The organism is Roseovarius tibetensis (assembly GCF_050896375.1).
GTDB classification, from domain to species: domain Bacteria; phylum Pseudomonadota; class Alphaproteobacteria; order Rhodobacterales; family Rhodobacteraceae; genus Roseovarius; species Roseovarius tibetensis.
Map to the genome: position 1 here is coordinate 1 of NZ_JBPBBB010000026.1, position 20,860 is coordinate 20,860.

The window sequence follows — 20,860 nt, forward strand, 5'->3', positions numbered from 1 at the left end:
TGGGACGTTTCCTTGGTCGGAGTCGTCCAGTTGAATCCATTCTGTCGCCCTCAGCCACCCCTGTGTCGTGTAGTGTGTTACGCTACGTCATGCGCGTGTCGTTTCGACGCATCGGCCGGCCGCAGGCAGCATCAAAGGAGCATATTAAGATGGCGTCCACCAGAATCTCGAACATCCTGCAATCCACGACCGTTCTCGTGGCCGCAACGCTGGCCACGGGGGCCTCGGCGCAGTCGACCGCAAACCTCATCTTCGCAGTGGACGAGTCGGGGTCGATGCCCAACGAGCAGACATACCTCGGCAATTTCGCATCGGAGATCGACACGGCCCTGACCGGCGCGGGCTTCGGCACCATAAATTTCGGGCTGACCGGGTTTGGCAACGGTATCGGCGGCAACCAGTCGCCCGACGATCTGGGCCGTGTGATCAATGTCGGTGGAGCCTTGTTTGGCAATGCCGCGGACTTTGCCACGGCAACCGACGATCTCGTGACGGACGGCGGGTTCGAGGACGGGTACTCGGCGATCGACTTCATCCTCAAAACCTATCCCATTACCGCGGGCACGAGCACGACGCTGGTCCTCGTGACGGATGAGGATCGCGACGACGGCAACAGCGCCCTGACGTTCAGCAGCATCTCCAGCGAGCTCAACGCGCGGGGCATCAACCTGATCTCTGTCGTCGAGGCCGACCTTGTCGATGACCAGGGCAACACGGCCATCGCGAGCGACGGGACCACGGCCTTCATTCAGGATGGCAACGGGTTCACCACGGCGCCCTTCGGCTCTGTCACCGGTGACGCCGGATCGACCGAGGAGGATTATATCCAGCTCGCCTTCTCGACGCCCAATGGCTGCACGGCCAGCCTGAACGAGCTGCGCAAGGGTGGACAGACCGCAACAGCCTTTTCGGCGGTTCTTCTGGAATGTCTCACGACAGCGGCCGTCGGCGGCGGCGGCGGGATGGCGGTCCCGCTGAACCAGTATCGCAGCAGCACCAAGGTCGTGATGGAACACCACCGCGCGCAAACCCGCCGGATCGCGTTCGGGCCCGGCGCCTCTTTCGATCCCGACGCGCCCGAGGTGACGCAGAACGCACAGGTCGCCGAAGACATGTTCACGATGGACGGGCTGCGCGGATACGCCATGGTCTCGGCCTATAGCGGCGATTTCGATGCCTATCGCAACAATGTCGGGCTGGATTACGACGGCTACGGCATCATCGTGGGCGCCGATCACACGCGCGAGGTCGGCACCGGCACGGCGCGTTTCGGGGCGTCGCTGGGATATGGCGAGATCGACGCGGATGAGGACAACTCGCTGTCGTCGCTTTCGACGGATTCGACGACCCTGCAGTTTTATGCGGCCTACAGCCGGCCCGACGGGCTTTACACGCAGGGCAATGTGCAACTGGCCTGGCACGACTTTACCAACCGTCGGGTCGCCGGGGGCACCACCTTCGTCGGCACGCCGGACGGCGAAACCTACGGGGCCGAGGTCGAGGTCGGATATCGCAATGAGCCGATGCCGTTGGGCAAGGACCCCGCCAGCACAGCGCTGTTTCACCTGACCCCGTTCGGCGCGCTCGGATACGAATATCATTCGGTGGACGGCTACACCGAAACCAACGGCGGCGTGACGGTCGCCAGTTTCGACGAGGACACGCTCTACGGTCGCCTCGGGGTGCGCGCGATGATCGAGCGGTTCCACGAAGGCAACCGCTTTTACAGCGCGATCGAGGTGGCCGGCACCGGTTTCTTCAGCGGCACCAACCAGGGGGTCCGGATCAATAACGGGGCCGCGATCGCGCCGATCTCGTCACGCGACGACGTGCGCCTCGACATCAGGCTGGAAGCCGGCGCAGAGCTGAACGAGACCAGCAAGATCTTCGTGCATGTCGATGGCGGATTCGCCGATCACTCGACCCAGTACGCGGCGACCGCGGGGCTGGAACTGAAGTTCTGAACCGCCAGTGACCTAAACGCCCCGGCCCTGACGCGCAGGGCCGGGGCCCGTATTTCACAGACCATCGCGGCCCCCACCGGCCGCACAAGGCCGGGATCCACTCCGCATTTCAGGACACGCGTCCTTGCAGCCTGCCAACCGAAAGGTCGGCAGGCCTTTGTTTTTCTGGTCCAATCTCTTTTGATATCTCCGCCATCTGGGACGGATTTGCGGGACATTCGAACTTCGCGCGACGAAGGAAAGGCGGTGTCCGCAAATCGTATCGGCAATACTTGCCACCGACGTTCCGGATGTCGGCGGGTTGCCCAATGCTGATTGGCTCTCGGGTCAACGCGCTGGTAAAAGGAAAAAGAAGTGTGCATGATCCGGACGGATATGGGCCGAAGGACGCGTGTATGGCAGACATCAAGGCACTGATCGGTTCGTGGCGTATGGACACGTGGACCCGCACATCTGTGGCAACCGGAGAGACCACTGACGCGTTGGGGCCCTCTCCGATAGGCTATATCGCATACCATCCCTGTGGGCGGATGATGGCATCCGTTTTCCGTCGCGATCGTTTCCCGCCGAAGGCGCGGGCATGGACGGTGGAGGAGAAAGCGACGCTGTTCGATGACATGCTCGCGTATGTCGCCTCTTACCGTCTCGAAGAAAATAGAGTCATTCACGAGGTTGATGGCTCTTGGAACCCGAATTGGCAGGGGGTGCTGGATCGCCCGTTCAACCTCGATGGAAATCGACTGTTCATCAATGGGGCTCCAGGGATCGACCCAGCGACTGGAGAGGAAGTGATCTACAGCATGGAGTTCACCAAGGACTGCGCTGAAGAAGCGCCATAGACGTCCATTCTGATGGAAACGATGCAATCCAACAGAGCTTGCGGACACCTTAAAAGAAAAACGGGCGACGTTGGCCTGCCGCCACGTGTCCTGAAACTCGGAATGTCTCCACAAGGCCGCGCGCCCTTTTCCGAGCAAAAGTCATGTTGCCTCTGTCGTGTCACGCGTTACTCTGCCCGATGGTACACGGACCGCCATCGACACGAGGACACCGCCCGAATGGTCAAATGGATCGACATGCCGCCCGTCTGGCTGGCCGGGTGCCTGATCCTTGCATGGATGCAGGCCGTGTATTTGCCGATGGGTCTGGTGTTCGGCGACACGTGGGCCGACCTGCTGGGCGGGCTGCTGGTGGGCGGCGGGCTGGTGCTGATCGCCATGGCCGCGATGGAATTTCGCCGTTACCGTACCACCATCGTGCCGCATGAGACGCCCGAGCGGCTGATACAGACGGGGATCTTCCGCCGCTCGCGCAACCCGATCTATCTGGGCGACGCGCTGATCCTTGCCGGGCTGATCCTGCGATGGGATGCCGTGCTGGCGCTGCCCTTGATTCCCGTCTTCATCTGGATCATCGAGACGCGCTTCATCATCCCCGAAGAGAACCGCATGCGCCGCACGTTCCGCATGGAATTTGCCCGGTATTGTGAAAAGACCCGGCGATGGATATGACGTCGCAACAATCTTGCTGGTGTCATACGGAAAATAGTGTGAAATAACGACGCCCAGACCATGAAAACCGGCCGTCGCACGACCGCGGCCCAGAGACCAATTGATCTGCCAGAGGGGGAGACCGCATTGAAGATCGGAACGCCAAAGGAAGTCCGCGAGGGCGAGAACCGGGTGGCCATGACGCCCGACTCGGCCCGGCAATTGCAGAAACTGGGCTATGACTGCGCCATAGAGGCCGGCGCCGGCAGCGCCGCCGGGTTCACCGATGCCGCCTACGAAGAGGCCGGAGTCGAGGTGATCAAGAGCGCGGCACAGCTTTACAAGGCCGCCGATATCGTCGCCAAGGTGCGCCCGCCCACCGATACCGAGGCCAAGCGCCTGCGCGAAGAGCAGATCCTGATCTCGTTCTTCTGGCCCGCGCAGAACGAAGACCAGATGAAGACCATCGCCGGCAAGGGCGCGACGGTCATCGCGATGGATATGGTGCCACGGATTTCACGGGCACAGAAGATGGACGCGCTGTCGTCGATGGCCAATATCGCGGGCTACCGCGCGGTGATCGAGGCGGGCAACAATTTCGGCCGTTTCTTCACCGGGCAGATCACCGCCGCCGGCAAGGTGCCGCCCGCCAAGGTTCTGGTCGTGGGCGCGGGCGTGGCCGGGCTGGCCGCGATCGGCACGTCCACCTCGCTCGGGGCGATCACCTACGCCTTCGACGTGCGCCCCGAAGTGGCCGAGCAGGTCGAGAGCATGGGCGCCGAATTCGTCTATCTCGATTTCGAGGAGCAACAGACCGACGGCGCCAAGACCGGCGGCTATGCCGCACCGTCCAGCCCCGAGTTCCGCGAGGCGCAACTGGCCAAGTTCCGCGAGTTGGCGCCGGACGTGGATATCGTCATTACCACCGCGCTGATCCCCAACCGCGAGGCACCGGAGCTCTGGACCGAGGACATGGTCAAGGCGATGAAGCCGGGCTCGGTCATCATCGACCTCGCCGCCGAGAAGGGCGGCAACTGCAAGTTGACCGTGATGGACGACAAGGTCGTCACCGATAACGGCGTGACGATCATCGGCTATACCGATTTCCCCAGCCGCATGGCGACACAGGCCTCGACCCTGTACGCCACGAACATCCGCCACCTGATGACCGATCTGACGCCCGAAAAGGACGGCGTCGTCAACCACAACATGGAAGACGACGTGATCCGCGGGGTCACCGTAACCCACAAGGGCGAGGTGACGTTCCCGCCGCCGGCCCCCAAGGTCAATGCGATCGCGGCGCAAAAGCCCAAGGAAAAGGTCAAGGAACTGACCGCGGAAGAAAAACGCGCGCAGGAAGTCGCCGCGTTCAAGGCGCAGACCAAGAACCAGGTCACCCTTCTCGGGATCGGGGGCGCCCTCGTGCTGGCGGTCGGCCTGGTGGCGCCGGCCAGCTTCATGCAGCATTTCATCGTCTTCCTGCTGGCGGTGTTTGTCGGCTTCCAGGTGATCTGGGGTGTCGCGCACAGCCTGCACACGCCTCTAATGGCGATCACGAACGCGATCTCGTCGATCATCATCCTCGGCGCGCTGATGCAGATCGGATCGGGATCCTCGCTGATCATGATCATGTCCGCGCTTGCGGTGTTCATGGCAGGGATCAACATTTTCGGCGGCTTCCTCGTCACCCGGCGCATGCTTGCCATGTTCCAGAAATCATAAGGAGATAGAGGATAATGGATTTCGGTTTCACGATTGCGGCCTATGCGGTCGCGGCGGTTCTTTTCATCCTCAGCCTTGGGGGTCTGAGCGGACAGGAAAGTGCCAAGCGCGCCATCTGGTACGGCATTGCGGGCATGACGATCGCCATCGTCGCGACGATGGTCGGACCGGGGGCCGGGCTCTGGCTGCTGTCGCTGGTCCTGATCGGGGCAGGCGGCCTCGTGGGCTGGCAACTGGCCACGCGGGTGCAGATGACGCAGATGCCCGAACTGGTCGCGGTGATGCACAGCCTTGTCGGTCTTGCCGCGGTGTTCGTGGGCATGAACGCCCATCTGGAGATGGTCCGCGTCGCGGAGATCTTCGCGCAGGCCGGGCTGCTGTTTCCGCAACCAGAGGTGACCTCGCCCGAGGCGGCGGTGCTGAAGGACGCGTTCTCGGGCTTTGCGGCCATCGTCGCCAAGAAGACCCCGGTCGAGATCACGATCCTCAAGGTCGAACTGATGCTCGGGATCTGGATCGGCGCCGTGACCTTCACCGGGTCGGTCATCGCCTATGGCAAACTTGCGGGCAAGGTCGATAGCGCGGCCAAGAAACTGCCTGGCGGGCATTACCTGAACGCCACGGCGGCGGGCCTGTCGGTGCTTCTTGCCGCGATGTATCTTGGGGGTGCGGGGATCTGGACACTGATCCTTCTGACCGTTCTGGCCCTGTTCATCGGCTATCACCTGATCATGGGGATCGGCGGCGCCGACATGCCGGTGGTTGTCTCGATGCTCAACAGCTATTCGGGCTGGGCGGCCGCCGCGATCGGCTTTTCGCTGAGCAACGATCTGCTGATTGTCGTGGGCGCGCTGGTCGGCGCGTCGGGTGCGATCCTGAGCTACATCATGTGCAAGGCGATGAACCGGCAGTTCGTCAGCGTCATCCTGGGCGGGTTCGGTGGCCCGCAGGGCCCCGCCGCCGAGATGGAGGGCGAACAGGTCGCCATCGATGTCGATGGCGTGGCCACTGCGCTCAACGAGGCCGACAGCGTGATCATCGTGCCGGGCTACGGCATGGCCGTGGCGCAGGCGCAGCAGGCCGTCAGCGAGTTGACGCAAAAGCTGCGCGCCAAGGGCAAGAACGTGCGCTTTGCCATCCACCCGGTCGCGGGGCGTCTGCCGGGGCACATGAACGTGCTTCTGGCCGAGGCCAAGGTGCCCTACGACATCGTTCTGGAAATGGACGAGATCAACGAGGATTTCCCCGACACGGATGTCGTCATCGTCATCGGCTCGAACGACATCGTCAATCCGGCCGCGCAGGACGATCCCAACAGCCCCATCGCCGGCATGCCGGTGCTGGAGGTCTGGAAGGCCAAGCAGGTGTTCGTGTCGAAACGCGGCCAGGGCACGGGATATTCGGGCATCGAGAACCCGCTGTTCTACAAGGACAACACGCGGATGTTCTACGGCGACGCCAAGTCGAGCATTTCCGGCCTGTTGCCCAAGATCGAGTGATCGCGGAGCACATGTCGGATGACGGGGGCGTGGCGGATCGGCACGCCCCCTTTTTCATGGCGCGATCTGCCTTGGCGTGTGACAGATTCGGGGTATTTCCGCCAAGAAGAAGCCCAAAGCCTGTGCAGTATACGGTCGTGTGCCTCTAAATCATTGGCAAGGATGGAAAAAACGGTTCCATCCGCAGTCGGCGCACAGTAGGCATCCACAGAGATCAGGAGACCCGAGCATGTCGCGGATCGAAGACCATCCCCTGCGCTACGAGTTGGCCAACGAGCTGCACGCGCGGCCCTTCCCGACGCTGGAGGCCCCGTGCACGGCGGTCTTCATGGCGATCAAGGCCCCGCATGACGCGGCCAAGCGGGACCGCGCGGCGGATCTGGCGCATCTGACGGCGCTGCTGGACCGCTACGGCGCGGCGCATCCGCAGCCCGGCGCGACGCATTACTCGGGCCAGATCGGCAAGCACATGCTGAAATGGGAAAGCCATACCGAGATGGTGACCTACACCATCTTCACCGAAGCGGTGAGCGCGCGCCCCTTCGATCCCGCGGATTTCGAGGTGTTTCCCGCCGACTGGCTGGCGCAGGCGCCGGGCCAGCGGATCACTTCGGCGCTGATCCGGGTGGTCCCGCGGGAAAGTTGCGAGAACACATGCGCCGATATCGAGCACTGGTTCGTCTCGGAAAGCGTGGCGGTGGCGCGCGTGCTCGACGATGCGGCAGTGATCGCCGGTGATTTCCGAATCGATCCGGCCGGGCATCTGCGGTTCTCGCTGCATGTCGCACCAACCACGGGACAGCGCCGCGTGGGCCGGGTGGTCCAGCGCCTGTGCGAGATCGAGACCTACAAGGCAATGTCGATGCTGGGCTTTGCCCGCGTGCGCGCCATGGCCCGCATGATGGGCGAGACCGATGGCCATCTCAGCCGCCTGATCGACGACATGACGGCCGGCACACAGCCCGCCGATGAAACCCTGCAAAGCCTGTTGCGCGTCTCGGCCGAGCTGGAATCTTTGGTCGCGCAATCGTCGTTCCGGTTCGGAGCAACCGCGGCCTATGAACAGATCGTGCATCAGCGCATCGACGTGCTGCGCGAGGAACGGTTCGAGGGCCGCCAGACCTTTACGGAATTCATGATGCGCCGCTATGATCCGGCCATGCGCACGGTGCGCGCCACCAAGGACCGGCTGGGAACGATGGCGGATCGGGCGATGCGGGCCGGCGAATTGTTGCGCACCCGCGTCGATGTCGAGCGCAGTGCACAGAACCAGACCCTGCTGGAAAGCATGAACAGACGCGCCGATCTGCAACTGCGCCTTCAGCGCACCGTCGAGGGGCTGTCGGTGGTGGCGATCAGCTATTACGCGGTGTCGCTGGCGGGATATCTGCTCTATCCGCTGACCGATGTTCTGGGCGTGAGCAAGGGAATGGTGACCGCCGCCGTGACAGTGCCGGTCGTCGCGCTGGTCTGGTGGATGGTCCAGAGGATCCGCAAGAAGATCCACTGAGCCGTCGCGTCTGGTGGCGCGATACTTGGGCACGCCCCTCTGGCCATTGCGGTATCCCTGCTATATCTGTGCCGAGCCGTAACACCCCGGAGGACGCAGACATGTCCGACACGATCCCGTACGAGACACCCGGCCCCGTCGAGGCCGACCTGAGCCACGCCATCGCCCCCACCGAAGAGATCATCGCAGAGGCGCGCGCGGGCCGGATGTTCGTTCTCGTGGATCACGAGGACCGCGAGAACGAGGGCGATCTGGTGATCGCCGCCGAGTTCGCCACGCCCCAGGCGGTGAATTTCATGGCGATGCACGGGCGCGGGCTGATCTGCCTGCCGATGACCGCCGAGCGTATCGACCGGCTGGGCCTGCCGATGATGGCGGTCAACAACGCGTCGCGGCAGGAAACCGCGTTCACCGTCTCGATCGAGGCGCGCGAAGGCGTGACGACCGGCATCTCGGCGTCGGACCGCGCACGCACCATTGCCGCCGCGATCAACGAACAGAACACCCAGGCCGCGATCGCAACGCCGGGCCATGTGTTTCCGCTGCGCGCGCGGCGCGGCGGCGTGCTGGTGCGCGCCGGTCATACCGAGGCCGCGGTCGATATCGCACGGCTTGCCGGGCTGAACCCCTCGGGCGTGATCTGCGAGATCATCAAGGACGATGGCGAGATGGCGCGCCTGCCCGACCTCATAGAGTTCGCCCGGACCCACGGGATGAAGATCGGCACGATCTCGGACCTGATCGCGTATCGCCACAAGCACGACAACCTGATCACCGAGACGAGGTCAGAGCGTGTGACCGCCAGCCGCGGCGGCGAGTGGGACATGCGTATCTTCGCCGACCAGATCACCGGAACCGAGCATGTGGTCCTGACCAAGGGCGACGTCACCGACGGCCGGCCGCTGCTGGTGCGCACCCACGCGCTCAACGCGCTGGAGGATGTGCTGGGGATCGGCGTCGCGCGGTCCGGAGACGGCCCGACCGGCAAATTGCCCCGCGCGATGGAGATCATCGCACGCGAGGGACGCGGAGCAGTGTTTCTGTACCGTCAGCCGCGCCCCACCTTGTCGAGCGAGATGGAAGAGGACGACACGCCCCGCACGGTCAAGCATACCGGCCTAGGCGCGCAGATCATGGCGACGATGGGCATTCATGACCTGATCCTGCTGACCGACAATCCCAACACCCGCTATCTCGGGCTGGATGCCTACGGCATTTCCATCACCGGCACCCGCCCCCTGACCGAGGACTGACATCATGGCCGAGCACGAGTACACCCTGCCCCGCCCGGATTTCGACACGCCCGTGAAGATCCTGATCGTGGTCGCCCCGTTCTACCGCGACATCGCCGACAACCTGATCGCAGGCGCGACCGCGGAAATCGAGGCGACCGGCGGCACGTTCGAGACAGTCGAGGTGCCCGGATCGCTGGAGATTCCCACGACCATCGGCATCGCCGAGCGGATGGCCGATTTCGACGGCTACGTGGCGCTTGGCTGCGTCATCCGCGGCGAGACCACGCATTACGAGACAGTTTGCAACGACAGCTCGCGCGGGCTGACCTTGCTGGGATTGCAGGGCTTGTGCATCGGCAACGGCATCCTGACGGTCGAGAACCGCGATCAGGCCGAGGCGCGCGCCGACACCGCGCGCATGAACAAGGGCGCCGGGGCCGCCGCGGCGGCCTTGCATCTTGTGGCACTGGCTCGTAAATGGGGCGGCCCGCGCAAGGGCGTGGGATTTCAGCCCACCGGCCAAGAGATCCGGCCTGCGGGCGGTGCGAAGGACACTTCAAAAGCATGACCACCGAGCAGGCCCTTTCGGGCAATCGCAGACGGCAGATGAAATCCGCCTCACGGCTCTATGCCGTGCAGGCGCTGTTCCAGATGGAGCACTCGCAACAATCCTCGGATGCGGTGCTGCGGGAATTCCTTGAACACCGGTTCGGCGCCGAGGTCGAGGACGGCATCGACATGGCCGAGGGCGACGCGGATCTCTTCCGCAAGCTGGTCGAGGATGCGCAGAACTGGCAGGCCAAGATCGACCAGACCACCGACCGCGCGCTGGTCGCGAAATGGCCGATCGCGCGGATCGATCCGACGTTGCGCGCGCTGTTCCGGGCCGCCGGTGCCGAGATGATGCAATCGGACACTCCTCCCCGTGTGGTCATCATGGAATTCGTCGAGGTCGCCAAGGCGTTCTACCCGGACGGCAAGGAATCGCGATTCGTGAACGCCGTCCTTGATCACATGGCGCGACAGGCCAGGCCCGAGGCGTTCTGAGCGGTCAGCGCAGGCGCAGAACCGGCGCGCGTCCCAGAGGGATCGGCCCGAGTCGCACACGCCCGTTCGAGAAGTTGAGCGAGATATCCAGCGTTTCCTGATCCCCGTTCATCCGGGCGATCATGGCAAGACCGTTCTCGACCGTCTGCACGAGGCTGTCGGGCAGCGCGCCGGCGGCCTGTGCCACCGCGATCATCTCGCGCCAGTTGCGCGCCTTGACGGTGATCTCGCCTTCGGGCAGTCCCTCGGGCGTGACATCCACTGCGCCCGCCGCCTGAAGGTGCAACCGCCCCCAAAGCCCGTCCACCAGATCGACCTTGATCCGGGTGGGTTGCGGGCGCGCCTCCTCGATCGCGGTGCGGTCCCAGATCTTGTCGAACGTGACGGTCAGATCGGCCTCGAGGTTGGAAATCTGCGCCGGAAGACGGTTTTCGGGGTCCAGGCGGTCACGCCAGGGCGGTGACAGGGTCAGACCTTCGGCCGCCAGCCCCAGACGGTAGGTGCGGTCCTGCCGGCGTTCGGCGGCCAGGGACAGCGAGGTCAGCGCTGTCGTGTCGTCGGCGCGCGTCTCTGGCGTGACCTGCAGGAAATCCGCCGTCAGACGCAACGTCTCGGGCGCGAACCGGGTATCGGGCGTCATGCGCAGGCTGGCGCGCATATCCTCGGCCGTGACGCGGAATTTTTCCTGCGGGGTCGCGATGCGCTGCGTCTCGGGCCAGATGGCGATCACGTGGTTCGGCCGGTAGCTGAGCGCGTTCACCTGGAAATACGGCGCCTCCCAGGCGAGGCCGGTGGCCGGATCGGCCAGCACCAGATCGCTGAAACCGGTATCGAAGCGGTTGGGAAAGCCACGCACGGTCAGGTCCGAGGTCTCGGCGACCCAGCCCTCGGCGCGGCGCGCGTCGAACCAGTCGATGAACCCCTGCCGAAGCCCGCGCTGCCCGATGGCCCAGTAGGCCGACCAGGCAAGCGCCGCGACCACGATGACGGCCAGCATTAGTCTCATGCCAGATGCCCTTTCATGCCTTGCCGCACCGGTCTATAGCGGTCCATGCGCGAGGAACAGGGGGAATACAGATGTGGGTGTTCGGCTATGGATCGCTGGTCTGGAATCCGGGATTCGAGGTGGCTGAACGCGTGATCGCCCGCCTGCCGGGATATCATCGCAGCTTTTGCATGCGCAGCGTCCACCACAGGGGCACGGACGAGACCCCCGGTCTGGTTCTGGCACTGGACGCCGCACCCGAGACGCAGTGTCACGGCGTCGCCCTGCGCGCACATGCGCACGAGGCCGACGCCGTGCTGGACTATCTGCGCGAGCGCGAACTGGTCTCCTCTGCCTATCTCGAAACCCGGCTGGGCATCCACCTTGAGGATGGCCGCGCCGTCGAGGCGCTGACCTATGTGGTCGACGCGGACCACGTGCAGTATTGCGGCGGGCTGGACCTTGAAGAGCAGGCGCGGATCATCGCGCGCGCCACCGGCGGGCGGGGGCCGAATACCGAATATCTCTACAACACCACCGCCCATCTCGAAGAGCTTGGCATCAGTGACACAGAGCTTGATTGGCTGGTCACCCGTGTGCGGCAGATTTGTGGATAAGTCCTTGGCTTGACAGGCCAAGACGCGTAGGTTGCCGCCTGTAAACACCGTGTCAGGAGCGTCCAGATGGACCAGCCGGACCGCGAGGTCGAGCCGCAGTTTTCATACCCCTACCGCCAGATCATGCTCATGATCACGTCTCTGGCGTTGACCGGGGCGGGTGCGTTTCTGGCCCTGCCGCGCGTGCTGCCGGTGTTCGAGGCCAATCCGTGGCTCAACGGTTTCATCTTCTGCGTGTTCGTCATCGGGGTGATCGCGACCTTCTGGCAGGTGTTCCAGTTGATCGGATCGGCGCGCTGGATCGAAGGCTTTGCCGCGCAGCGGCCGGGGCACGACCTGACGCGCGCGCCGTCGATGCTGGCGCCGCTGGCCACGATGCTGCGCGCGCGCGGTAAGCGGATGCAGATCAACTCGACCTCGGCGCGCTCTATCCTCGATTCGGTGGCACAACGCATCGACGAGGCGCGCGAGATCACCCGCTACATCGTCAGTCTGCTGATCTTTCTCGGCCTTCTGGGAACCTTCTACGGGCTGGCCACCACGGTGCCGGCGGTGGTCGACACCATCCGCAGCCTCGCGCCGCAACAGGGCGAGGAAGGCATCGCCGTCTTCAACCGCCTGATGACGGGCCTCGAGGCGCAACTGGGCGGTATGGGGGTTGCCTTCGCCTCGTCGCTTCTGGGGCTGGCGGGATCGCTGGTGGTCGGCCTGCTGGAACTGTTCGCAAGTCACGGACAAAACCGCTTCTACCGCGAGTTGGAAGAATGGGTGTCGACCATCACCCGCGTCGGTCTGGCCGAAGGCGAGGGCGAGGAAAGCGGCGCGGGGGCGGTGGCGCATGTCCTCGATCACATGTCGGAACAGATGGACGCGCTGCACCACATGCTGAGCCAGTCGGACGCAAGCCGCGCGATGGTCGACCAGAAACTGGGCGTGCTGGCCGACTCGGTCGAGCGCTTGACCCACCGGATGAGCGATCAGAACCCGGTTCAGGTCGCGCTGATGCGCTTGGCCGACGGTCAGGAACGCCTGATCGAAACACTGGAAAACCGCGAGGTTCCCGCCAGCGAGGGGATCGACGCCGAAAGCCGGATGCGCCTGCGGTCCATTGATGTCCAGATGTTGCGCATTCTCGAGGAAATCAGCGCCGGGCGCCAGGAAACCATGACCGAACTGCGCACCGATCTGGCCGCGCTGACGCATCTTCTGTCGCAGGTCCGCGAGGCCGCGCCGCGCCGCATGCGCCCGGCCGCAGCCGCCCCTGACACGGACCGCGACGGGGAGGGCTGAGCATGGCGCTCTCGCGGCGCGCGGGCAACCGGTTTCAGGGCGCGATCTGGCCCGGTTTCGTCGATGCGATGACCGGGCTGTTGCTGGTGCTGATGTTCGTGCTGACCATTTTCATGGTGGTGCAATTCGTGCTGCGCGAAGAGATCAGCGGTCAGGAAACCGAACTTGACGCGCTGTCGGACGAGGTGGCGGCGCTGTCGCTCGCCCTCGGGCTGGAGCAGGATCGCAGCGCCACGCTTCAGGAACGGGTCGGCGCGCTGACCACGACCCTTGGCGATGCCCGCGCCCGGCAAGAGGAACAGGCGGAACTGATCGAGACCCTGCGGTCGCGCAACGCCGCGCAGGCCGAAACCCTGCAGGCCGCGCGGGGCCGGATCGCCAGTTTCGAGGACCAGGTGACCAGCCTGCTGTCGGATCGCGAGGCCGCGCAAGACCGCATCGCGGAACTTGCGGACCGGCGGGACGCGCTCGAGCAAGAGCGCGCCGAACTGATGAGCGAAAAGGACCAACTGGATCTCGCCCTCGCCGGGCTGCGCGACGAGGTGGATGCCCAGGCCGAGGCCGCGCGCCTTGACGCCGCCCGCCGCGAGGCGCTCGATGCGCTCGTCGCCGATCTGCGTGCGCGCAACGCCGAGGCCACGCAGGCACAGGCCGCCCTGGCCGACGAGGTCGACACGCTTGAGACCCGGCTGGACGACCAGGAACAGGCCCGCCTTGCCGAGGCGGCCGCGGCCGAGGCGCTGCGCGACCGGCTGGAGACGTCGCAGGCGGAACTGAGCGCGATGTCGCTTGCACTCGAGCAACAGCGCCAGCGGGCCGAGGAAACGCTGACCCTTCTGGCGGCGGCGAAAGAGGCCCGCGACGATCTCGACAGTCAGTTGGCGCAGGCGCTTTTGGACGCAGAGACCGCGCGCGCCGCCCGGCAAGAAGATATCGCGCGGCTGCAGGACCAGCTGTCGCAGGCCAAGGACACCGCGCGCGACGCCGAAACGCTCCGCGCCGATCTGATCCGGGCGCTTGCCGCGCAGCGCGCCGCAGAGGCCGAGGCCAATCAACAGATGACCAAGGCCGAAGAGCGCGCCGCCCTGCTGGCCGAGGCCCGCGACCGTTTGAGCCAGGAACAGGCCCGCGCGAGCGCCGCGCAGAAGCAACAGGCGCTGCTTTATTCGCAAGTGGCGGCCTTGCGCAGAGAGGTGGCCCAGGTGCAGGCGCTTCTCGACGAGGCGCGCGACCGCGAAGCGGACGCGGAGGTTCGCCTTGAAGAGATCGGCAGCGAACTCAACACCGCGCTGGCACGTGTGGCCGAAGAGGAAAGACGCCGCCGCAAAGCCGAGCAAGAGCGCGCCCGTCTGCTGGAGGCGGAACGCGAACGGCTCGCGGCCGAAAACGAGGATCTCGAACGCTACCGGTCCGAATTTTTCGGACGGCTGCGCGAGATCCTTGGTGAGCAGGACGGCGTGCAGATCGTGGGCGACCGGTTCGTGTTCTCGTCCGAGGTGCTGTTCGCCCCCGGCGAGGCGGATCTGTCAAGCGCCGGGGAAGCCGAGATCGCAAACGTGGCCGATATTCTGCGCGGCGTGATCGACGAGATCCCCGAAGAGATCGACTGGGTCCTCCAGGTCGATGGCCACACCGATGACGTGCCGATCATCGAAGGGGCCAGGTTCGAGGATAACTGGGCGCTCAGCCAGGCCCGCGCGCTGTCGGTCGTGCGGTTTCTCGTGGACGAGGTGGGCTTTGCGCCAGAGCGTCTGTCGGCCAATGGGTACGGCGAATACCAGCCGGTCAACCCTGCCGACACGCCCGAGGCGCGCGCCCAGAACCGACGGATCGAGCTGAAGCTGACCGCGCGCTGACGGACCGCGATGGCGTGCCAACGTGGGGCTAAGTCTTGCAATGTCAGGTTTTCGGGCTTTATTCGCAAGGGGTGACGGGTGCAGCGCACCCCCAGACAAACAAGACCGGAGGATGCAGGCGTGACGCAGGAAAGCTATGACATCGTGGTCTCGGGCGGCGGAGTCGCCGGTCTGACGGCGGCGGCGGCCTTTGGCGGGGCGGGATTTTCCGTGCTTTGCGTCGACCCTGCTGCACCGGTGACGGATCGCGATGCACACGGCTCGGATCTGCGGACCACCGCGATGCTGCAACCCGCCCGCGACCTGCTCGATCGCATCGGCCTCTGGCCCCGCCTTGCGCCGCACGCCGCCGAATTGCAGATCATGCGGATCGTGGACGCGGGCGGCCCGGCACCAGAGCCGCGTGTCACCCGCGACTTCGACGCCGCCGACATCTCGAACCAGCCCTTCGGGTGGAACCTGCCCAACTGGCTGCTGCGCCGCGAAATGGTGGCCCATCTCGACAGCCTGCCGTCGGTCACCTTCCGGCCCGGCACCGGCACCACAACCTTGCTGACCCGCGAGGCCGAGGCCCGCGTCGGGTTGTCGGACGGAACCCGCGTGCGTGCGCGCCTGGTGATCGCCGCCGACGGCCGCAATTCGCCCATCCGCGCGGCGGCGGGCATCGACGTGACCACCACGCGATACGGTCAAAAGGCACTGGCTTTCGCGGTGACGCACGACGTCCCGCATGACAATGTCTCGACCGAGATCCATCGCTGGGGGGGACCGTTCACCCTCGTCCCGCTGCCCGATCACGACGGAAAACCGTCCTCGGCCATCGTCTGGATGGAGGACGGACCCGAGGCTACGCGGCTGGCGGAACTGCCCGTCGCGGCCTTCGAGAACGAGATGACCGCCCGGTCTTGCGGGCTGTTCGGCCCGCTCCGCCTCGCCACACGCCGCAGCCTCTGGCCGATCATCAGCCAGGTCGCGGATCGCATGGCCGGCGAGCGCGTCGCACTGATGGCCGAGGCCGCGCATGTGCTCCCCCCCATCGGGGCGCAAGGCCTCAACATGTCGCTTGGCGATCTGCGCGCGCTGCTGGATCTGGCCGAGGCCGCACCCGATCAGCTCGGCGGGCCCGGTATGCTCGACAGCTATCACCGCAAGCGACACCTCGAGATACGCACACGGGTGACCGGGATCGACCTGCTGAATCGGGCCTCGCAACTGCACGCGCAACCCTTGCGCGACGCGCGCGCCATGGGGCTGTCGGCGCTCTATTCGCTCGCCCCGGTGCGCCGCACGCTGATGCAACTGGGACTTGGGGCGCGTGGCTGACGCTCAGCCAATCGGGCCGGGACGGCGCTCCTCGGACAAAAGGACATTGGCCTCGACATCCCCCACCCCCGGCAGCGTCATGATGCGCCGGCGCAGCACGCGCTCGAAATCGGGGATGTCGCGCGCGACCACCCGCAGGCGGTAGTCGTAAAGCCCCAGGATATGCTCGACCGTCTGCACCTCGGGGATGGCGGTGACCGCACGCTCGAAATCCTCTAGGCTGACGCGACCCTTGGTCGCCAGCTTCACACCCAGAAACACGGTGACGCCAAAGCCCAGCTTCTCGTGGTCGAGATCGAGGCGCCGGCCCTTGATCACCCCGGCCTCGTGCAGCTTGCGGATGCGCCGCCATGCGGCGGGCTGCGACAGGCCAAGCCGCCGCCCGATCGCACTGGCCGATTGCGTGGCATCCTCGACCAGCGCACGCAGGATCAACCGGTCGGTGGTGTCGAGGTCGATCACAGCGGCAGCCCCTCGTCGGACTTGATCCGTGCGACATGCATCAGCGCTTCGATATCGGCGATATGCGGCAGGGTCAGGATGGCGCTGCGATAGATCTGCTGGTAATGCGCCATGTCGCGGGCGATGACCGACAGGCGCAGATCGACGCGCCCGAGGAAGGTCTGGATCTCCATGACTTCGGGGATCTCGCGTGCACGATCCAGAAACTCGTCAAAGGCAGTCCCTTGCGTCTTGTCGAGCGTGATACGCAAGGACACCTCCACCTCGTAGCCAAGCGCGCGCCAGTCGATCACAGCCCGGTTGCCGCGGATGACCCCCGCGGCGCGCAGCCGGTCCAGACGCCGTGCGCAGGTCGCCGGGGCAAGACCCGCGCGCTCGGCCAGGTCCGCAGGGCCAAGCTCGGGCGCGTGCTGATACTGCCGCAACAGACGCCGGTCGCTATCGTCAAGCATGAAAACCCCGTCCTTTATTCATCTTTCGAATAAATACTCAATAAAACTGCCAATGACACGCGAAATTACATGCATAATTTCCGGCCCGCACCTCTAGCCTTCGAGTATCCAATCACACCAACGGAGGCCATCATGCGCGTCTATTACGATCGCGACTGCGATATCAATCTCATCAAGGACAAGAAGGTCGCCATTCTAGGCTATGGCAGCCAGGGCCACGCCCATGCGCTCAACCTGCGCGACTCGGGCGCCAAGAATGTGGTCGTGGCGCTGCGCGAAGGCTCGGGATCGGCGAAGAAGGCCGAGGCCGAGGGGCTCAGCGTGATGGGCATTGCCGAGGCCGCCGCGTGGTGCGACCTGATGATGTTCACCATGCCCGACGAATTGCAGGGCGAAACCTACCGCAAATACGTGCATGACAACATCAAGCCCGGCTCGGCCATCGCCTTCGCCCACGGCCTCAACATCCATTTCGGGCTGATCGAACCGAAAGAGGGCGTCGATGTCATCATGATGGCGCCCAAGGGCCCGGGCCACACCGTGCGCGGCGAGTATGCCAAGGGCGGCGGCGTGCCCTGCCTTGTTGCAGTGGACAAGGACGCCTCGGGCAAGGCGCTCGAGCTGGGCCTGTCCTATTGCGCGGCCATCGGCGGCGGGCGCTCGGGCATCATCGAGACCAGCTTCCGCGAGGAATGCGAAACCGATCTCTTCGGCGAGCAGGCGGTGCTGTGCGGCGGTCTGGTGGAACTGATCCGCATGGGCTTCGAGACGCTGGTCGAGGCCGGTTACGAGCCGGAAATGGCCTATTTCGAATGCCTGCACGAGGTCAAGCTGATCGTGGATCTGATTTACGAGGGCGGCATCGCCAACATGAACTACTCGATCTCGAACACCGCAGAGTATGGCGAATACGTCTCCGGCCCCCGCGTGCTGCCCTACGAGCAGACCAAGAAAGAGATGAAGGCGATCCTGCACGACATCCAGAGCGGGGCCTTCGTGCGCGACTTCATGCAGGAAAACGCGGTCGGGCAACCATTCTTCAAGGGGACGCGACGCCTGAACGACGCACACCAGATCGAGGCTGTCGGTGAAAAGCTGCGCGGCATGATGCCGTGGATCAGCGCCGGCAAGATGGTGGACAAGGACAAGAACTGAGTCTGTCCGAAACTTCGGGCCCGGCCCTGCAGGGGGCCGGGTCACTCCCGCTCAGGGGGCTTTCTTGTGCGGATCGCCATTGTCGGCGAGGGCACTCTTGCGCACTTTTTCGTCGGCCAGCCGCTGTTCGGTGGCGCGCTTGCTGCGATAGGCCGTTGCCGCAACGATCACCAGCGTGATCAGGGCGAGACCGGGTAAAAGATATGCATCCATGTCGTCTCTCCTTTCGTTTGGCGTGAGACGCGGGACTTGGTTCGATCATCCGCTATGTCAAATCAGGTGGTCGCCGGCGGCGGCGCGCGTTGCAGAGTAGGTCAGTTCAAATGATGGACGTCGGGGCAATAAACTATCTTCGCATCGGCGCGCTCGGTCTCATCTGGGGCGCGTCGTTCATGTTCATCACCGTCGCCCTGCGGGATGTGGGACCGTTCATCATCGCCGCAAGCCGGATCACGCTGGGGGCGCTGTTCCTGCTGGGGCTGCTGCACGCCAGGGGCCGCACCCTGCCCGACCCGCGCCGGCCTGTCGGGCGCCGGATCTGGGGGTTTGCGCTTTTCATCGGGGTGTTCTCGAATATCATGCCGTTCCTGTTTCTGGGCTGGGCGCAGCAATCGGTGGCATCGGGGTTCGCCGGGGTCTGCATGGCGGCGGTGCCGCTGATCATCCTGCCGCTGGCGCATCTGCTGGTGCCGGGCGAACGGATGAGCCTGCGCAAGCTGGCGGGGTTCGTTCTGGGCACCGTCGGCGTCGTGATACTGATCGGCCCCGAGGCCTTTGCCACGACCGGCGAGGATCTCGAGGATCTCGCACGGCTGGCCTGTCTTGGTGTCGCGATCTGCTATGCCATGGGCACCATCGCCACACGGCTTTGCCCCGATGTGGACCGGCTGGCGCTGGCGGCGACGGTGATGTCGATCGCGGCGGTCATCATCACGCCCGTCGCCCTGATCATCGAGGGCGTGCCGACCGCCCTCAGCCTGCAGGGGGGGCTGGCGCTTCTTTATCTGGGGGTGCTGCCCACGGGCGTGGCGCAGATCCTGCTGGTGCAGGTCAATAGTGAGGCCGGGCCCAGCTTTTTCGGGCTGGTCAATTACATGGTCCCGGTCTGGTCGGTGGTGCTGGGCGGGCTTATCCTCGCCGAACCGGTGCCGCCCAGCCTGCTGGCGGGCATGACGCTGATCCTGGGCGGTGTCGCGCTCAGCCAATGGCGCGCGCTGCGCCGGGTGTTCCTGCGCGGCTGAGCGGGGTCAGTCGGCGCCGTGCACCGCCTGCCACAGGTCGAGCGCCGCGCGCGTCTCGGCCACGTCATGCACGCGCAGGATCTGCACCCCCTGCGCCACCGCCCCAAGCGCCACGGCCAATGATCCGGGCACGCGATCGCGGGCCTCGGGCGTGTTGCTGAGATCGCCGATGAAGCGCTTGCGCGACGCGCCCAGCAGGATCGGACAGCCCAGCCCGTGAAACAGCGACAGGTTCCGCAGCAGGCGCAGGTTGTGCGCTTGGGTCTTGCCAAAGCCGATACCGGGATCGACGATGATGGCCCCGTGCGGGATGCCAAGCGCCGTCAGCGTCGCGACCCGCGCCGCCAGCCAGTCATGGACGTCAAGCAGGACATCGTCGTAGCGCGGATCGGCCTGCATGGTCTCGGGCGTGCCCTGCGCGTGCATGACACAGACCGGCAGCGCGTGTTCCGAGGCAAACGGCGCGAGATCCGCGTCGAAGGTGAATCCCGACACGTCGTTGACCAGATCCGCCCCCGCGCGGGCCGCCGCGCGCGCCACCTGCGCCTTGCGCGTATCGATCGAGATGGGCGCGGCGATCTCGGCGCGGATGGCCGCGATCACGGGGTCCGTGCGGGCGATTTCCGTGTCGATGGTGACGGCCGCCGCGCCGGGACGTGTGGATTCGCCGCCCACATCGAGGATTGCCGCGCCCGCCCCGGTCATCGCACGGGCATGCCCAAGCGCCCGCGCCGGATCGACATGCTCTCCACCATCGGAAAAGCTGTCGGGCGTGACGTTCAGGATGCCCATGATCCGGGGCGCGCCCAGGTCGAGACCGGCCACCGCCGCGCGCGGCGCGGTCAGGCGCGCGGCAACATCGTCAGGCAGATCGCGCGCGGGCATCAGGCGGGACGGCTGGCCGCGATCCAGAACCTCGACCTTGTCGAACCAGCACCAGCCCCCGGCGAGGGTCAGGGCGTCCTCGGGGCGGGCGGCGTCGATGCAGGGGACGGGGCGATAATAGGGCATG

At 65.2% G+C, this 20,860-nt stretch carries 20 protein-coding genes; 15 read left to right on the forward strand and 5 right to left on the reverse strand.

The annotated features are described in order from the left end of the window. Positions 1-149 precede the first annotated feature (149 nt). The 9 genes from ACROSR_RS14755 (at position 150) to nusB (ending at position 10,467) form a co-directional block, all read left to right on the forward strand. Positions 150-1,964 (forward strand): autotransporter outer membrane beta-barrel domain-containing protein, encoded by a 1,815-nt coding sequence (locus ACROSR_RS14755; protein ID WP_432686349.1) that lies wholly within the window; start codon positions 150-152, stop codon positions 1,962-1,964. 308 nt (positions 1,965-2,272) lie between these two features. Next, positions 2,273-2,803 (forward strand): lipocalin-like domain-containing protein, encoded by a 531-nt coding sequence (locus tag ACROSR_RS14760; protein WP_432686351.1) that lies wholly within the window; start codon positions 2,273-2,275, stop codon positions 2,801-2,803. A gap of 219 nt (positions 2,804-3,022) precedes the next feature. Further along, the gene (locus ACROSR_RS14765) at positions 3,023-3,475 is read left to right on the forward strand and encodes a methyltransferase family protein (RefSeq protein ID WP_432686353.1); all 453 of its coding nucleotides are present in this window, start codon (positions 3,023-3,025) and stop codon (positions 3,473-3,475) included. 126 nt (positions 3,476-3,601) lie between these two features. After that, positions 3,602-5,176, forward strand: coding sequence for a Re/Si-specific NAD(P)(+) transhydrogenase subunit alpha (locus tag ACROSR_RS14770; RefSeq protein ID WP_432686355.1), 1,575 nt, complete (start codon positions 3,602-3,604; stop codon positions 5,174-5,176). A 14-nt stretch (positions 5,177-5,190) separates the two neighbouring features. After that, on the forward strand, positions 5,191-6,675 hold the full coding sequence (locus tag ACROSR_RS14775; protein ID WP_432686357.1) for an NAD(P)(+) transhydrogenase (Re/Si-specific) subunit beta: 1,485 nt from the start codon (positions 5,191-5,193) through the stop codon (positions 6,673-6,675). Positions 6,676-6,904: 229 nt separating this feature from the next. After that, positions 6,905-8,185, forward strand: coding sequence for a DUF3422 family protein (locus tag ACROSR_RS14780; RefSeq protein ID WP_432686359.1), 1,281 nt, complete (start codon positions 6,905-6,907; stop codon positions 8,183-8,185). Positions 8,186-8,286: 101 nt separating this feature from the next. Next, positions 8,287-9,438, forward strand: a complete 1,152-nt coding sequence (gene ribB / locus ACROSR_RS14785; RefSeq protein ID WP_432686361.1) for a 3,4-dihydroxy-2-butanone-4-phosphate synthase — start codon at positions 8,287-8,289, stop codon at positions 9,436-9,438. Between the two features lie 4 nt (positions 9,439-9,442). Further along, positions 9,443-9,988, forward strand: coding sequence for a 6,7-dimethyl-8-ribityllumazine synthase (locus ACROSR_RS14790; protein ID WP_432686363.1), 546 nt, complete (start codon positions 9,443-9,445; stop codon positions 9,986-9,988). Next, positions 9,985-10,467, forward strand: a complete 483-nt coding sequence (gene nusB, locus ACROSR_RS14795; protein WP_432686365.1) for a transcription antitermination factor NusB — start codon at positions 9,985-9,987, stop codon at positions 10,465-10,467. The genes ACROSR_RS14790 and nusB overlap by 4 nt, the downstream gene beginning before the upstream one ends. 4 nt (positions 10,468-10,471) lie before the next feature. Here nusB and ACROSR_RS14800 read toward each other — a convergent pair whose 3' ends face one another. Beyond that, complete coding sequence (locus ACROSR_RS14800; protein ID WP_432686367.1) at positions 10,472-11,473, reverse strand: DUF2125 domain-containing protein; 1,002 nt, start codon at positions 11,471-11,473, stop codon at positions 10,472-10,474. Between the two features lie 71 nt (positions 11,474-11,544). Here ACROSR_RS14800 and ACROSR_RS14805 point away from each other — a divergent pair, with 71 nt between their 5' ends. The 4 genes from ACROSR_RS14805 to ACROSR_RS14820 all read left to right on the forward strand — a co-directional run bounded on the left by ACROSR_RS14805 (position 11,545) and on the right by ACROSR_RS14820 (position 16,538). Beyond that, positions 11,545-12,069: a gamma-glutamylcyclotransferase gene (locus ACROSR_RS14805; protein WP_432686369.1), complete on the forward strand. Its 525-nt coding sequence runs from the start codon at positions 11,545-11,547 to the stop codon at positions 12,067-12,069. A 66-nt stretch (positions 12,070-12,135) separates the two neighbouring features. Then, positions 12,136-13,359: a biopolymer transporter ExbB gene (locus ACROSR_RS14810; RefSeq protein WP_432686371.1), complete on the forward strand. Its 1,224-nt coding sequence runs from the start codon at positions 12,136-12,138 to the stop codon at positions 13,357-13,359. A 2-nt stretch (positions 13,360-13,361) separates the two neighbouring features. After that, on the forward strand, positions 13,362-15,215 hold the full coding sequence (locus tag ACROSR_RS14815) for a peptidoglycan -binding protein (protein ID WP_432686373.1): 1,854 nt from the start codon (positions 13,362-13,364) through the stop codon (positions 15,213-15,215). Positions 15,216-15,335: 120 nt separating this feature from the next. Beyond that, positions 15,336-16,538: a UbiH/UbiF family hydroxylase gene (locus tag ACROSR_RS14820; RefSeq protein ID WP_432686375.1), complete on the forward strand. Its 1,203-nt coding sequence runs from the start codon at positions 15,336-15,338 to the stop codon at positions 16,536-16,538. A 3-nt stretch (positions 16,539-16,541) separates the two neighbouring features. Here the strand turns inward: ACROSR_RS14820 and ACROSR_RS14825 are convergent, their stop codons facing one another. Together ACROSR_RS14825 and ACROSR_RS14830 are read right to left on the reverse strand one after the other, a co-directional pair. After that, positions 16,542-17,000, reverse strand: a complete 459-nt coding sequence (locus ACROSR_RS14825; RefSeq protein WP_432686377.1) for an Lrp/AsnC family transcriptional regulator — start codon at positions 16,998-17,000, stop codon at positions 16,542-16,544. Next, complete coding sequence (locus ACROSR_RS14830) at positions 16,997-17,452, reverse strand: Lrp/AsnC family transcriptional regulator (protein WP_432686379.1); 456 nt, start codon at positions 17,450-17,452, stop codon at positions 16,997-16,999. The genes ACROSR_RS14825 and ACROSR_RS14830 overlap by 4 nt, the downstream gene beginning before the upstream one ends. Positions 17,453-17,584: 132 nt before the next feature. On the opposite strand from ACROSR_RS14830, the gene ilvC reads away from it, so the two are divergent. After that, complete coding sequence (gene ilvC, locus ACROSR_RS14835; RefSeq protein WP_432686381.1) at positions 17,585-18,607, forward strand: ketol-acid reductoisomerase; 1,023 nt, start codon at positions 17,585-17,587, stop codon at positions 18,605-18,607. A gap of 51 nt (positions 18,608-18,658) precedes the next feature. Here the strand turns inward: ilvC and ACROSR_RS14840 are convergent, their stop codons facing one another. Continuing rightward, positions 18,659-18,820, reverse strand: coding sequence for a hypothetical protein (locus tag ACROSR_RS14840; RefSeq protein WP_432686383.1), 162 nt, complete (start codon positions 18,818-18,820; stop codon positions 18,659-18,661). Positions 18,821-18,933: 113 nt separating this feature from the next. On the opposite strand from ACROSR_RS14840, the gene ACROSR_RS14845 reads away from it, so the two are divergent. After that, positions 18,934-19,848 (forward strand): DMT family transporter, encoded by a 915-nt coding sequence (locus ACROSR_RS14845; protein WP_432686435.1) that lies wholly within the window; start codon positions 18,934-18,936, stop codon positions 19,846-19,848. A 6-nt stretch (positions 19,849-19,854) separates the two neighbouring features. On the opposite strand, the gene folP is transcribed toward ACROSR_RS14845, so the two are convergent. Further along, positions 19,855-20,859, reverse strand: coding sequence for a dihydropteroate synthase (gene folP / locus ACROSR_RS14850; protein ID WP_432686385.1), 1,005 nt, complete (start codon positions 20,857-20,859; stop codon positions 19,855-19,857). Position 20,860 lies beyond the last annotated feature (1 nt).